This is a genomic window from Streptomyces sp. NBC_00448 (assembly GCF_036014115.1).
Classification (GTDB): Bacteria; Actinomycetota; Actinomycetes; order Streptomycetales; family Streptomycetaceae; genus Actinacidiphila.
The window spans coordinates 6506551-6520005 of record NZ_CP107913.1; the positions used below are offsets into that span (position 1 = coordinate 6506551).

13 protein-coding genes are annotated in these 13455 nt (G+C 72.7%); 8 read left to right on the forward strand and 5 right to left on the reverse strand.

Annotated elements, in window-relative coordinates; translation table 11 throughout:
* Window position 1: 1 nt before the first annotated feature.
* Both OG370_RS28040 and OG370_RS28045 read right to left on the reverse strand, forming a co-directional pair.
* On the reverse strand, window positions 2–1351 hold the full coding sequence (locus tag OG370_RS28040; RefSeq protein WP_328469007.1) for an ABC1 kinase family protein: 1350 nt from the start codon (window positions 1349–1351) through the stop codon (window positions 2–4).
* A 22-nt stretch (window positions 1352–1373) separates the two neighbouring features.
* Complete coding sequence (locus OG370_RS28045) at window positions 1374–2906, reverse strand: ThiF family adenylyltransferase (protein WP_328469010.1); 1533 nt, start codon at window positions 2904–2906, stop codon at window positions 1374–1376.
* A 274-nt stretch (window positions 2907–3180) separates the two neighbouring features.
* Between OG370_RS28045 and OG370_RS28050 the strand changes: the two genes are divergently transcribed.
* The 4 genes from OG370_RS28050 (at window position 3181) to OG370_RS28065 (ending at window position 7116) form a co-directional block, all read left to right on the forward strand.
* Complete coding sequence (locus OG370_RS28050) at window positions 3181–3792, forward strand: M48 metallopeptidase family protein (protein ID WP_328469012.1); 612 nt, start codon at window positions 3181–3183, stop codon at window positions 3790–3792.
* A gap of 188 nt (window positions 3793–3980) precedes the next feature.
* A complete protein-coding gene (locus OG370_RS28055) occupies window positions 3981–5654 on the forward strand; it encodes a TerD family protein (RefSeq protein ID WP_328469014.1) in 1674 nt (557 codons plus the stop codon).
* A 6-nt stretch (window positions 5655–5660) separates the two neighbouring features.
* Window positions 5661–6344, forward strand: coding sequence for an AIM24 family protein (locus OG370_RS28060; RefSeq protein WP_328469016.1), 684 nt, complete (start codon window positions 5661–5663; stop codon window positions 6342–6344).
* A gap of 16 nt (window positions 6345–6360) precedes the next feature.
* Window positions 6361–7116: an AIM24 family protein gene (locus OG370_RS28065; RefSeq protein WP_328469018.1), complete on the forward strand. Its 756-nt coding sequence runs from the start codon at window positions 6361–6363 to the stop codon at window positions 7114–7116.
* A gap of 137 nt (window positions 7117–7253) precedes the next feature.
* On the opposite strand, the gene OG370_RS28070 is transcribed toward OG370_RS28065, so the two are convergent.
* Both OG370_RS28070 and OG370_RS28075 read right to left on the reverse strand, forming a co-directional pair.
* Window positions 7254–7784, reverse strand: coding sequence for an NUDIX hydrolase (locus OG370_RS28070; protein ID WP_328469020.1), 531 nt, complete (start codon window positions 7782–7784; stop codon window positions 7254–7256).
* Window positions 7781–9328 (reverse strand): zinc-dependent metalloprotease, encoded by a 1548-nt coding sequence (locus OG370_RS28075; protein WP_328469022.1) that lies wholly within the window; start codon window positions 9326–9328, stop codon window positions 7781–7783. Before OG370_RS28075 ends, OG370_RS28070 begins: the two co-directional genes overlap by 4 nt.
* 199 nt (window positions 9329–9527) lie before the next feature.
* On the opposite strand from OG370_RS28075, the gene OG370_RS28080 reads away from it, so the two are divergent.
* The 4 genes from OG370_RS28080 to OG370_RS28095 all read left to right on the forward strand — a co-directional run bounded on the left by OG370_RS28080 (window position 9528) and on the right by OG370_RS28095 (window position 12743).
* Entirely contained in the window at window positions 9528–10631 is a 1104-nt protein-coding gene (locus OG370_RS28080) for an SDR family oxidoreductase (RefSeq protein WP_328469024.1), read from the forward strand.
* 103 nt (window positions 10632–10734) lie between these two features.
* Window positions 10735–11220, forward strand: coding sequence for a molybdenum cofactor biosynthesis protein MoaE (locus OG370_RS28085; protein ID WP_328469026.1), 486 nt, complete (start codon window positions 10735–10737; stop codon window positions 11218–11220).
* A 179-nt stretch (window positions 11221–11399) separates the two neighbouring features.
* The gene (locus tag OG370_RS28090; RefSeq protein WP_328469028.1) at window positions 11400–11660 is read left to right on the forward strand and encodes a hypothetical protein; all 261 of its coding nucleotides are present in this window, start codon (window positions 11400–11402) and stop codon (window positions 11658–11660) included.
* Window positions 11661–11669: 9 nt separating this feature from the next.
* Window positions 11670–12743, forward strand: coding sequence for a YlbL family protein (locus OG370_RS28095; RefSeq protein WP_328469030.1), 1074 nt, complete (start codon window positions 11670–11672; stop codon window positions 12741–12743).
* A 78-nt stretch (window positions 12744–12821) separates the two neighbouring features.
* Here the strand turns inward: OG370_RS28095 and OG370_RS28100 are convergent, their stop codons facing one another.
* The gene (locus OG370_RS28100; protein ID WP_328469033.1) at window positions 12822–13382 is read right to left on the reverse strand and encodes a PPA1309 family protein; all 561 of its coding nucleotides are present in this window, start codon (window positions 13380–13382) and stop codon (window positions 12822–12824) included.
* Between the last annotated feature and the right edge of the window lie 73 nt (window positions 13383–13455).

Consider the following 13455-nt stretch of genomic DNA (forward strand, 5'->3'; position numbering starts at 1 on the left):
CTCACGCGGACGCCGCAGTGCCCTCCGGGTCGAACCCCGGCAGCCACTGCTGCAACTCCGCACGCAGCCGCACCTCGGCGCCGAGCTGGCACAGCACCCCGACCGTGCTCAACGTCACCCGGTGGATCAGCAGATACGACGGCGGCAGGTTCAACTGCTTGCCCAACTGGTGCGCCGGCGACCGAGGATCGGCGATCCGGGCCGCCTGCGCCCGCATCCACGCCCGGTCGAACCGGAACTCCTCCCGCCCGGCCGGCTCGATGATCGGCCGCAAATAGTCCAGTACCGCTTCCGCGTCGAGGGTGATCGTCGGCTTGACGAAGCCCTCCGCGCGCAGCATGCGGTACACCTCCTCCGCGTCGTCGGCCAGCGCCAGCCGCAGCGCGGTGCCGATCGGCAGCGGCAGGCCCTCCGGCAGCCGGTCCACCGTGCCGAAGTCCAGCACCCCCAGCCGCCAGCCCTCCGCCGGGCCGTCGTCGACGAGCAGGCGGAAGTTGCCCGGGTGCGGATCGGCGTGCAGCAGCCCGGTCCTGGCCGGGCCGGCGAACAGGAAGTGCGCCAGCAACTGTCCGGCCCGGTCCCGCATCTCCTGGCTCCCGCCCGAGATCACCTCCGACAGCGGCACCCCGTCCATCCACTCGGTGACCAGCACCTGGTCCGCTTGGTGCACCACATCCGGCACCTCGACATCGGGGTCCCCGGCGAACTCCTCCGCGTGTGCGTGCTGGGCCGCGGCCTCCAGTTCGTAGTCCAGCTCCTCCGCGACCCGGGCCCGCAACTCCGCGAGCAGCGGCTTCACGTCCATTCCCGGCACCAGCGGGCCGAACAGCCGTGCCACCCGGCCCAGTTGCGAGAGGTCGGACAGCAGCGCGTCCCCGGCCCCCGGATACTGGACCTTCACCGCGACCAGGCGGCCGTCACTCCACACCGCCCGGTGCACCTGCCCGATCGACGCGGCCGCGGCCGGGATGTCCTCGAACGACGTGAACATCGAGCGCCAGTCCTTGCCGAGCTGCTCGGACAGCACCCGGTGCACGGTGCGGGCCGGCATCGGCGGAGCGGCCTCCTGGAGCTTGGTGAGCGCCGCGCGGTACGGTCCGGCGACGTCCTCCGGAAGCGCCGACTCGAACACCGACAGGGCCTGCCCGAACTTCATCGCGCCGCCCTTCAGCTCCCCGAGCACCTTGAAGAGCTGTTCGGCGGTGCGCTCCTGCAACTCGCTGGCGACCTCGTCGGCCGGCCGGCCGCCCAGCCGCTTGCCCAGCCCGAGCGTGGCCCGCCCGGCGAAGCCCAGAGGAAGCGCGGCCAGCTTCGCGGTGCGAGTCACCGCCTTGCGCGGAAGATCAGACATGCGCCCCCTCATTTCCCGTCGGTCACATGGCCATTGTGCCTCCCTCGGCCGCCGCCCGGCCGTGACGATCTCGACTTATCGCCTGTGGCGAGCGCTCCCGGGACCCCGTGGCCCCGCCGCCGAGGCCCTCTCCACCCGCGGCAGCGGTCCCGCATGCGCGCCCCGCCGCCGCCCGTGTCCCCGGGCCGGGCCCTGCCCCGAGCCGTGGCCGGACGCCGGTCCCCGTCCACGCCCCGGCGGGCGTGGCGGGCCCGGCCGCGTGGGCCTCGGCACGGTGGGTTTCCGCAGTGCCGCCCCCGCTTCCGGCGCTCTGGCTCCCGCCGCCCCCGCTTCCGGCCTCCCGACTTACGGCGCCACCACCTCCGACGCTCGCCGTCGGCGCGTCGGCGGTGATCGCTCCTCGCGCCCCCGGCGCGCCGACGGTCCGCCGCCGCGCCGCCGCCCCGCACCCGCAGCGGCCGTCCGCAGTCAGCGCCCGCACCCGGGTGGACAAGCGGGACAGGGACAGCTCCACCCGGGCGCCCGCGCTCGGCGGCATCCGCCCGTCCAGGTGGGCCAGCACATGCGCCGCCGCCAACCCCGCCACCGCCGTGGCCAGCGCGATGTCGCAGGCCGGCACCGCGGACGGGCGTCCGGAGCGCAACTGGGCCAGCACCCGGGGCAGGGCCGGATCACGGTCGGTCAGCGCCAGCAGCTGGCACTCCCCGCAGCCGCTCCGCCCGGGCAGCACCAGCGGCCCGACCAGGCCGGTGCCCTCCAGCACTCCCGCGTAGAGGTGAGGCACTCCCGAAGCCACCAGGCGGCGCGCCTGGGCCGCGTCGGGTGCGTAGGCGAGCAGTCCGTCCCGAGGGGCGACCACGGTGAGCGCGCCGCCGCCCGCCGCCCCGGCGCCGCTTTCGCCGACCGCTCCCGGCGCCCGCGAGGCGCCACCCGGTCCGGCTCGGCCGTGCCCGCGGGTCACCCCGGGCGCGGCGCGGCGGACCGCACCCCTTCCCGCGGCATCGCGCCGCTCACCCACCTGCTCGGCGGGGAAGCCCGCCGGGCCGATGTCCCACGGCTCGACCCGCCCCACATCGACGACGTCCACCGCCCCCACCCCTGCGGCCGACAGCACCGACGCCACCGCGGCGCCCACCCGGCCCGCCCCCAGCACCCGCACCCGCGACGCGCGCCGGTGCCGTATCCGCAGCGCGCCCGCGCCCGGGCCCGGGTGAACCACCGACAGGGCCGCGAGGTCCGGGCGCAGCCGGTCCAGCATGTCCGTGCGGTGCCGCAGCGCCCCGGACAGGTCGGAGTGCGCCGAGGCGTCGTCCAGCACGCCGCCCTCCGCCAGCAGGCCCAGCAGGTGCCGGACCCGGTCGGGCCCCAGGCCCAGCGCCTCCGCCTCGCGGGCCAGCACGTCCGCGCTCCGCGTGCCGTCCAGCAGCGACAGGAAACCGGCCGACGGGCCGTCCACCGGCTCCAGCACCACCGCCCGCTCCGGGTCCACCCCGAACTGCACGCACTCCCGGTCCCGCCAGCTCCTGCGCAGCGCGCTCTTCAACATCAACCGCATGGCTCGGCCCTCCTCGCCTGCCGGGCGCGTCCGAGCACACCCCGGGCGCGCCACCGCGCCCGCGCCAAAGCCCACTCGGACATACCGCCACCGAATCGCCCAATCACTCTCAGTGACCGATATCTCCACCATGCCCGAAAAGCTCACCGGGCCGGAGAAGTTATCCACAGGCTGTGAGGGATAGTCGTTCAAGATGCGTACAAAGCGAGGTGATTCCCGCGGCAACCGGCCCGGGGGCGGGACTTCCCCCACGTACAGCGGGTAACGTCGAGATGTGTCCGCCGATCCTGCCCATGACATCGCAGACCAGCCCGCCCGCGGCACCCGGGCGGGCGAGCCGGGCGGAGCGGGTGGCCCAGGCATGACGGGTCCGGTCGAGGTACGCCGCAGTGCCCGTCGCCGCCGTACGGTGTCCGCCTATCGGGACGGCGACCGTACGATCGTTCTCCTGCCGGCTCGGATGTCCGCGGCCGAGGAGCAGCGCTGGGTGACGGTGATGCTGGAGAAGCTCGCCGCTCAGGAGAGCCGCCGGATGCCCGGTGACGACGAACTGGCCGCCCGCGCCGAGCGTCTTTCCGAGCAGTATCTGAACGCCCGGGCCGTACCCGACACCGTACGCTGGGTCACCAACCAGAACTCCCGGTGGGGGTCGTGCACCCCGGCCGAAGGCAGCATCCGGCTGTCCCACCGCCTTCAGGGCATGCCCGAGTACGTCATCGACTACGTGCTGCTGCACGAACTCGCGCATCTGCTGGTGCCAGGTCACGGCCCGCAGTTCTGGAAGCTGCTGGAGAGCTACCCGCGCACCGAGCGCGCCCGCGGGTTCCTGGAAGGCGTCGTCGCCGTCGACCGCCTGCCGCACGCGCCCGCTCCGCGCGAGGACTGACCGGCCCCGGCCCCAAGGCCGCGCGCACCCCGTCACCCCGTCGGGACAAGCCCGGCGCCTTACCGGTACAAGCTGGTGATGGCCGGTTCCGATGCGAGCCGTTAGCCTGACGCAACGCACAAGGACGACGGGCGCGTACGAAGCGGCGCGACGAGCCGGACGACAAGCGGAATGGGGGAAGGTCGCGCATGGCCAGGGAGTTCCAACGTGGCCACAAGGCCAAGATCACTGATCTGACCGCCGGCAGGGATCTCTATGTCGGCGTGCAGATCACTGCTCCCGGCCTCACGTTCGACATCAGTTGCTTCGGGCTCGACGCGGCCGAACAGCTCTCGGACGACCGGTACTTCGTGTTCTTCAACCAGCCGAAGTCGCCCGAGGAGTCGATCCAGCTCCTCGGCGCGCAGGCCGGCGACACCGAGTCCTTCCGGGTCACCCTCGACCGGATTCCGGACGCGGTGCGGAAGCTGTCCTTCACCGCCACCATCGACGGCGACGGGCAGATGTCGCAGATCTCGCCCGGCTACATCCGGCTGGTCGCGGGCGGCGAGGAGGTGGCGCGGTACGCCTTCACCGGTGCGGAGTTCAGCACCGAGCGCGCGGTGATGCTCGCCGACGTCTACCTCAAGGACGTGTGGCGCTTCGCCGCGGTCGGGCAGGGCTTCGACGGCGGGCTCGACGCGCTGCTGCGGAACTTCGGCGGCGAGGTCGCCGAGGAGGAGCCGGCCGCCCAAGAGCCGCAGGGCGCCCCAGGGTTCGCCCCGCCCGCCGGCGCGGCGGCCCCCGCACCCGGTTTCGCGCCGCCGCCAGGGCCTGCCGCGGGCGCCCCGCCGCCGCTCCCGGCGCCGGCCGCCGTGCCCGCTCCCGCGCCGCCGCCCCCGGTCCAAGTCCCACCGCCGGCCCCCGCGTTCGGCGCGCCGCCGGTCGGCCCCACCCCTCCGCCGCTGCCCGGAGCCGGCGGCCTGTCGATCCACCAGGCGCCCACCATGGTCGGGCCGTTGAGCACTCCGCCCGCCCAGGCGCCGCCCTTCGGCCAGGTCCCGCCACCCGCGCCGCCGCCCCCCTTCCCCGGGCAGGCCACCCCGCCGCCCTTCCCGCAGCAGCCCGGGCAGCCGGCCCAGTTCGGCCAACCCGGCCCGCCCGGACCCCCGATGGGCGGCCAGAGCGGATACGCCGTGCCGCCGACGCCCACCCTGGGCGCGGGCCTCACCGTCTCCATGCAGAAGTACCGCGAGCAGCCCACCGGTCAGCGCTGGACGCAGCAGAACCCGAAGATGATGCGCGCCGACCTCGGCCAGGGCACCGGACAGCCGGTGCTGGCCCGTCAGGGCGCCATGGTGCTCTACCAGGGCAAGGTCGACTTCGCCTACAAGGGCGCGGGCTTCAGGGGCCGCGTCGTCGGCAACATGACCGGCCAGGAGATGCAGCTCATGCGCTGCACCGGCGGCGGCCAGGTCTTCTTCGCCGAGAACGCCGCCTACCTGCACCCCGTCGAGCTGCAGGGCGACGCGATCTGCGTCTCCGCGGAGAACGTGCTCGCCTTCGACGAGGGGCTCCAGTACGAGGTGCGCAGGATCGAGGGCCACGGCATCCCCGGCGGCGCCCTGTTCACCATGCAGTTCCAGGGCACCGGCACCGTGATCGTCAAGACCCACGGCACCCCTGTGGTCCTCCCGGTCACCCCGACCACCTACGCCGACAGCAACGCGATCGTCGCCTGGTCGGCGGGCTCCCAGGTGATCGTCTCCAGCCAGGTGCGGCTGCGCAGAAGCGTCTACCCCGGCCACAGCGGCGAGACCGTGAACCTCCAGTTCCGCGGCGCGCCCGGCAACTTCATCGTCGTCCAGCCCTACGAGGTGTGACCTGCCATGGACCAGCAGATGATCGCGGGTTACGCCCCCAAGCCGGTCGCCGCCCGGATGGAGAACCACGGCTCGTCCATGCTCAAGGTCGCCATGGCCACCGGCCAGGACCTCTACGCCCGCACCGGCTCGATGATCGCCTACGAGGGCTTCATCCAGTACGAGCCGAACCCGCCGGCGGTACGGCAGATGGCCGCGTCGTGGCTGACCGGTGAGAGCGCGCCGGTGATGAAGTGCACCGGCGACGGCCTGCTCTACCTGGCCGACTACGGCGCCGACGTGGTCTGCGTCAACCTGGACAACGAGTCGGTGTCGGTCAACGGCACCAACCTGCTGGCCTTCGACGCGCACCTGCAATGGGGCGTCGAGCGGGTCAAGGGCCTGGCGAAGTTCGCCGGCCAGGGCCTGTTCAACGTCGCGGTGTCCGGCACCGGTTGGGTCGCGATCACCTCTCGCGGCACTCCGATCGTGGTGGACTGCGGGTCCGGCGCCGACGAGACGTACGTCGACCCTGACGCCCTGGTGGCCTGGTCGTCGGGGCTGAAGATGAAGGCCAAGCGCAGCTTCAAGGCGTCGTCGCTGATCGGGCGCGGCAGCGGCGAGGCGTTCCAGATCGCGTTCTCCGGCCAGGGCTTCGTGGTCGTCCAGCCCAGCGAGGACAGTACCGACCGGCTCCGGGCCCGGGGCTGAGGGGGAGCGACACATCATGCAGAGCCCGCTTTTCGCCTTCACCGAGGTCCAGAACCAGGACCCCTACAGCCTGCAGAACTCCTATCTGCTGCGGGTCCGGCTGGACGGTGACACCGGCCCGGACTGCCTCGCCCGCAAGGGCGCGATGGTCGCCTACCAGGGCATGATCGAGTTCGACGGGGAGTACCAGTCGCACTTCCAGCGCAGCGCGGCCCGCGCGACCGGCGAGGGCCTGGACCTGATGCGCTGCTCCGGCCAGGGCACGGTGTACCTGGCGAACCTCGCCCAGCAGATCCACATCCTGGATGTCGACCACGACGGTCTCACCGTCGACAGCGCCTACGTGCTGGCGCTCGACTCCGGCCTGCACTGGGACGTCATCGCGGTCGACAGCCAGTACGGCCTGGCCGGCACCGGGCAGTACAACGTCGCCATCGCCGGGCAGGGCAAGGTCGCCCTCATGACATCGGGCAAGCCGCTGATGCTCCCGGTCACCCCGAACACGTACGTGTCCTGCGACGCGGACGCGGTCGTCGCCTGGTCGACCTCACTGCGGGTCCAGATGCAGGCGCAGACCAGCAGTTCGTCGGTGTTCCGGCGGCGCGGCAACACCGGCGAGGGCTGGGAGCTGAACTTCGTCGGCCAGGGCTACGTCCTGGTGCAGCCCAGCGAGATGATGCCGCCGCAGAACGTGGAACTGCACGGCCTGCGGGCGCAGTACGGCGTCGGGGCGCAGGGCGCCAACCAGGGAAACGTGTGGGGCGGTCGCTGAGCCCCTGAGGAGCTGCGCGGTAAGGGGCGCCCACCCAGGGGCGGCGCCCCTTACCGGTCTCCGATCGCCGGTCTCCCAGCGGCCGGTCCGTCTCCAGGCGGCCGTGCCGCTCTACCCGTCCTGCCGGACCGCGCTTCTCAGAGCAGAGCCCTGGTGCGTGCCACGAGAGTGCGGACCGACCGGTCCGGCAGCTCGGCGACCTCGTCGAAGGTGAACCAGCGCAGCGCCAGCGACTCGTCGCTGATGGACTCGACGGCACCCGGGGGAGCCACCGCGGCGTACTGGACGTCGAGGTGCCAGGCGCACGGCACCAGGTGGCGGTCGAGGTTGACGGGTCCGGGCACCAGGAGATCGAGCCCCTGGATGCCCGACTCCTCGGTGCCCTCGCGCAGCGCGGCACCCGACAGTGAGGTGTCGGCGGGCTCGCAGTGGCCGCCGGTCTGCAGCCACAGCTTGAGCTTGGCGTGCAGGGTGAGCAGGACGCGCTGCCGCTCGGCGTCCAGGATGAGCACGCTGCCGGTGAGGTGCCCGGCCTTGCAGGGCTTCCCCATGCCGTCCGGGTGGGCGGCCAGATGCGCCAGGTATTCCCGGCGCAGCTCGTCCTGACCGGCGTCGGGGGCGTGCCAGCTCTCCAGGACGCCCACCGCGTCCTTGTGCAGAGTGCTCACTTGCCGGTGTCGCCGTCCTTGTCGTCGGGGCGCTTGGTGTCCGCGCTCTCGGCGTCCGCGCTCGCGTCCTTGGCTGAACCGCCGTCCTCGGCCTCTGCAGGCTTCTCCGGCCCGGCGGGTGCATCGGCCGCGGTACCGCCTGCGGTGCCCTTGGCGCCCTTGTCCAGGCTCGTCTCGGGGCCGCTGCCGGTGCCGCCGGCCGCCTCGCCGAGCAGCTTGTCGAGCTCGGAGAAGTCGATGACGTCGCGGTGCACGAAGCCGTCCGGGTCGTCGAGGTCGGCCGCGGTCGGCAGCATGTCGGGGTGCGCCCACAGGCCGTCGCGCCCCTCGACGCCACGGGCGTCGGTGAGCGAGGCCCACAGCCGGGAGGCGTCGCGCAGCCGGCGCGGCCGCAGCTCCAGCCCGATGAGGGTGGCGAAGGTCTGCTCGGCCGGGCCGCCGGTCGCCCGGCGGCGGCGCAGCGTCTCGCGCAGCGCGCCCGCGGACGGCAGGTGCGGGGCGGCGGCCGCGTGCACGACCGCGTCCACCCATCCCTCGACCAGCGCGAGGGCGGTCTCCAGCCGGGCCAGCGAGGACTTCTGCGCCGGGGTGTCCTCGGGCTGGAACATGCCCTGCTGCAACGCTTCCTGAAGCTGCTCGGGCTGCGTGGGGTCGAGCTGCCCGACGGCCTCTTCCAGGCGTGCGGTGTCGACCTTGATGCCGCGCGCGTATCCCTCGACGGCGCCGAACAGGTGGGCTCGCAGCCAGGGCACGTGGGCGAAGAGCCGCTGGTGGGCCGCTTCGCGCAGGGCGAGGTACAGCCGCACCTCCTCCTGGGGGATGCCCAGACCCTCGCCGAACGCGGCCACGTTGGCCGGCAGCAGGGCGGCCTTGCCGGCCGGGCCGAGCGGCAGCCCGACGTCGGTGGAGCCGACCACCTCGCCGGCCAGGGTGCCGAGTGCCTGCCCGATCTGGGAGCCGAACATAGCGCCGCCCATGGAGCGCATCATGCCGAGCAGCGGGCCGGTCATGGCCTGCATCTCCTCGGGCAGGACGTCGCCCATGGCGCCGGCCACCCGCTCGGCGACCGGGTCGACCAGGTCCTTCCACACCGGCAGGGTCGCCTCGACCCATTCGGCGCGGCTCCAGGCCACGGCGGTGTTCGCGCCGGACGGCAGGGACGTGGCGCCGTCGAGCCACAGGTCGGCGAGGCGGACCGCCTCCTGGACCCAGTCGCGGTCGGCGCGGCCGACGCTCGCGTCCTTCACGCCGTCCGGGGTGCCCTGGGCGACGGTCTGGCGGGCGATGTCCTTGGCCATGTCCCAGTTCACGGGACCGCCGTCGTAGGAGAGCATCTGGCCGAGTTGCTGGAAGGCCGCGCCCAGGTCACCGGGGTTCAGGGAGCCGAACATCGCCGCGAGCGGGTTGTCGCCGCCGCCCGGGCCGAAGGGGTTGTCGCCGCCGAACCCGAACGGGTTCGGCTGGCCGCCCTTGGGCTGCTTGCCCTCGTCCCCGTCCTCGGGCTCCTCGGGAGGGACGCCGAATCCGAATGGGATGTCACTCACGGGATTCCTCGGATCTGTGTCGTGATGGGCTGTGTCGGGGGCCGGTTCGTGGTGGGCTGGAACTCTGGCTGCCGGTGGTGCGGCGGTTGTCGGGAGGTCTTGCTGGCCCGGCCCGGTGTGATGGGCTCTACCTCCAGCGTAGACACCCGTCCGGCAGGATGGCGCTGTACGTATCTGAGACAACCGTGGGAGACACCCGGTGAGTTCCCCAGAAGCACACGTTCGCCCAGAGCGGAGCCCCGGTCGGGCCGGGTCCGGGCCGGTGGTCGCGATCACTGGCGCGGCTTCCGGGGTGGGGCGCGCGCTGGCCATGCGGCTCGCCGAGTCCGACCAGGTCAGGAAGGTCGTCGCGATCGACGAGCGGCGTGGCGACGTGCCCGGGGCGACCTGGCGGGTGCTGGACGTGCGCGACCCGGCGATCGCCGAGAAGCTGCGCGGCGCGTCGGTCGTGGTGCACCTCGCGCTCGACCTCGACCTGGAGTCCGACGCGAAGGCCCGCTCGGCGTTCAACGTGCGCGGCACCCAGACCGTACTGACCGCGGCCGCCGCGGCCGGCGTGCACCGCGTGGTGCTGTGCACCTCGGCGATGGTCTACGGCGCCCAGGCCGACAACGACGTGCCGCTCGCCGAGGACGCCCCGCTGCGGGCGACGTCCGAGGCGAGCTTCGTGGACGACCTGCTGGAGATCGAGCGGCTCGGCCGCCGTGCTCCGCGCGCCCACCCCGGCCTGAACGTGACGATCCTGCGGCCCGCGGTCCTGGTGGGCGACACCGACACCGCGCTGACCCGGTACTTCGAGTCGCCGCGGCTGCTGGTGGTGGCGGGCAGCCGGCCGTGCTGGCAGTTCTGCCATGTCGAGGACCTGGTGTCGGCGCTGGAGTTCGCGGTGCTGGAGAAGGTCGACGGCGAGATGGCGGTCGGCTGTGACGGCTGGCTGGAGCAGGAGGAGGTCGAGGAGCTGTCCGGCATCCGCCGGATGGAACTTCCGGCCGCGGTCGCCTTCGGCGCGGCATCCCGGCTGCACCGGCTGGGCCTGACCCCGTCGCCGGCCGGCGACCTCGCGTACACCATGCACCCCTGGGTGGTCAGCGGGCGCAAGCTGCACGAGGCGGGCTGGCGGCCCCAGTGGTCCAACGAGCAGGTGCTCGCCGAACTGCTCGCCGAGGTCGAGGGCCGCAACTCCGTCGCCGGGCGCCGCCTGGGCCGCAAGGACGCCACCACGCTGGGTGCCGCGGGGGCGACCGTCGCCCTGATCGGCGCGGCGGCCGTGGTGCGCAGCGCCCGCAGGCGCCGCGGCCTGTGACCTCTGACGGCTGGTGAGCCCTGACGGCCCTTAACGATCGGCAGTAATGGAATACTGTTTCCGCATCACGATATGAGCGGGGGAGTGAGGCAGGATGGAAGGCATGGCATCCGTATCCGGCGCACCCGGTGAGCCCGCGTCCTTCGGGGGCGCGGCCGACGACGGACCGGTCGTCCGCCTGCTCGCGATCCGCGACACGCCCCTGTCGGTGGACGAGGTCTTCGCCGCGGTCGGCGACGACGCCGCCGGCGGCACCGCGCTGTTCGTGGGCACGGTCCGCGACCACGACGGCCGCCCCGACGCCCAGGTGACCGGACTGTCGTACTCCGCGCACCCCACTGCCGAGGCGGAGCTGCGCCGGGTCGCCGAGAAGGTCGCCGCGGACTTTCCCGTACAGGCGCTCGCCGCCGTCCACCGGGTCGGTGACCTGCGGGTGGGCGACATCGCGGTGGTCGTCGCGGTCGCCTGCCCACACCGCGGCGAGGCGTTCGCCGCCAGCCGCCGCCTGATCGACGACCTCAAGCGCGAGGTGCCGATCTGGAAGCACCAGACCTTCGCGGACGGCAAGCAGGACTGGGTCGGCGCGTAGCCTCCCTCGCCGACGGGCGGCCCTCGGCGAGGCGGCGGGCCGGTGTCGAACACCCTCCGTTAGTGGTACTTCCGGTTGCGTAACCCCGCGCCCCGGCCGAACGTTGACTCACCGAGTGGTTAATCTGCTCATAGGTCTGATTAATCTCGTTTGGGTCATAGGGGATCGGGGAGTTCGCAGTGGGAGCACTCACTTGGTTGCTCATTCCGGTGGCCGCCGCGGTCGCCGCCGCCATCTGGGCCCGCTGGGCCGCTCGCCGGCGCAGCCTCGGCGACGGCGCCTCGCTCGCCGGATACGAGCGATTCCGGCAGGCCATGCAGACGTCCTCGGTCGCCCCGGCGGCGGCCGGCGGCGCCCCGGTTTCCGCCGTCGACGGGGACATCCCGTCGGAGGACGAGGAGGATTCACCCCGCGGGCCGGTTGTCGGACCGGTCCCGTAGGGTCAGGGCATGTCACGCCGCACCGCGACGCTGCTCGCCTCGACTCTGACGCTGATAGCGCTGCTGTGCGTGGCGCTGGTGACACCGACTCCGTACGCGGAGATGTCGCCCGGGCCGACCGTGAACACCCTGGGCAGCTACGGCGGCGAGAAGGTCATCGACATCTCGGGCCACAAGACGTATCCCACCACCGGCAACCTGAACATGACGACGGTCCGCGTCACTGGTGCCGACTACCGGATGAACCTGGTCGAGGCGGTGCTCGGCTGGGCCCGGCACGACGACAAGGTCGTCGAGCACGACACCCTCTATCCCAAGGGCCAGACCGCCGAGCAGGCCGACCAGGAGAACGCCGAGGAGTTCAGCGAGTCGCAGGACAGCGCCAAGGTCGCCGCCCTGGAGGAGCTGAAGATCCCCGTGCAGTCCCGGGTGATCGTCGCCGCCGTGGTCAAGGGCGGTGCCGCCGAGGGCCTGCTGCACGCCGGTGACGTGATCAAGGCGGTGGACGGCCACCAGGTCACCGCGGCCGACCAGGTGGCGACCTTCGTCACCAAGCACACCCCGGGTGAGAAGACCGTGTTCACCGTGGTCAGGGCGGCCGACGTGAAGAAGAAGTCGCCGCCCACCCAGCAGGTGACGATCACCACCCGCACCTCCGACGACGAGGGCGCCAAGCGCGCGGTCGTCGGCATCCAGGCGGGCGTGGAGCACCTGTTCCCGTTCACCATCGACATCCGGCTCGCGGACGTCGGCGGCCCCAGCGCCGGCATGATGTTCGCGCTCGGCATCATCGACAAGCTCAGCCCGGGGAATCTCACCGGCGGCGCGTTCGTGGCCGGCACCGGCACCATCGACGACAACGGCAACGTCGGCCCGATCGGCGGTATCAGCCTCAAGACGATCGGTGCGCGCGACAAGGGCGCGAAGTACTTCCTCACCCCGGCCGACAACTGCGAGGAGGCCGCCAAGGACATCCCCGGCGGCCTCACCCTGGTCAAGGTGAAGACCCTGGACGACGCCATGGCGGCCCTGAAGGACATCCGCGACGGCGACGTCTCGAAGCTGCCGAGCTGCAAGAGCTGACCGCCGGGGCGGCCCTCCCGCTTCCCGGCCCTCGCGCTTCCCGCGGCCCCGGCGTCCTAAGCGCTCAGCCGCCCTCCCTCACTCCTCGAAGGTCGCGCTCAGCGCGTCCGCCAGCCCCGGCACCAGGTCCTTGCCGGTCAGCACCTCCGTCTCCGAGTCCTTCGCGCGCAGCCGAACAGCCGACTCCCGCGTCCCGTCGCGCAGCACGCCGACCGTCATCCGCACCTCCTGCCGTTCCGGGTGCGCGGCGACCCATGCGGCCAGCGCCTTGTCGTCCAGGTCGTCGGGGATGGCCGCCTCGGCGGACGGCGGCAGCATCAGCCGCTCCACGGTGAGCGCGCACCCGGCGATCACCTCGGGCCAGGCGATGGTGGCCAGGAACTCGTCGAGCGCCTGCCCGGCCGGCAACTCGTCCTGCTCGATGGGGGTCAGGCCCTCGGCCGCCGAGTCGGCGGCGTCCAGCCCGAGTTGGTCGGCGAGCGCGGGCTCCCGGGTGCGCAGGTGCGCGGTGTCGACGAGGGCGAACAGCCGGGCGGGCCGGTCCCAGCCGAGGCCCGACGCATAGGTGTCGATCTCGAGGACGGCGCGGGTCAGGGGGTTCGCCGCGAGTGGCGAACCTTCGGTCGCAGTGTTGGACATGTCAGTATCCTCCCCCTTCTCCGACCGGAATCGGGAACCGGCCAATGCGTCGATTAGTTGCACCTGTGGGAGT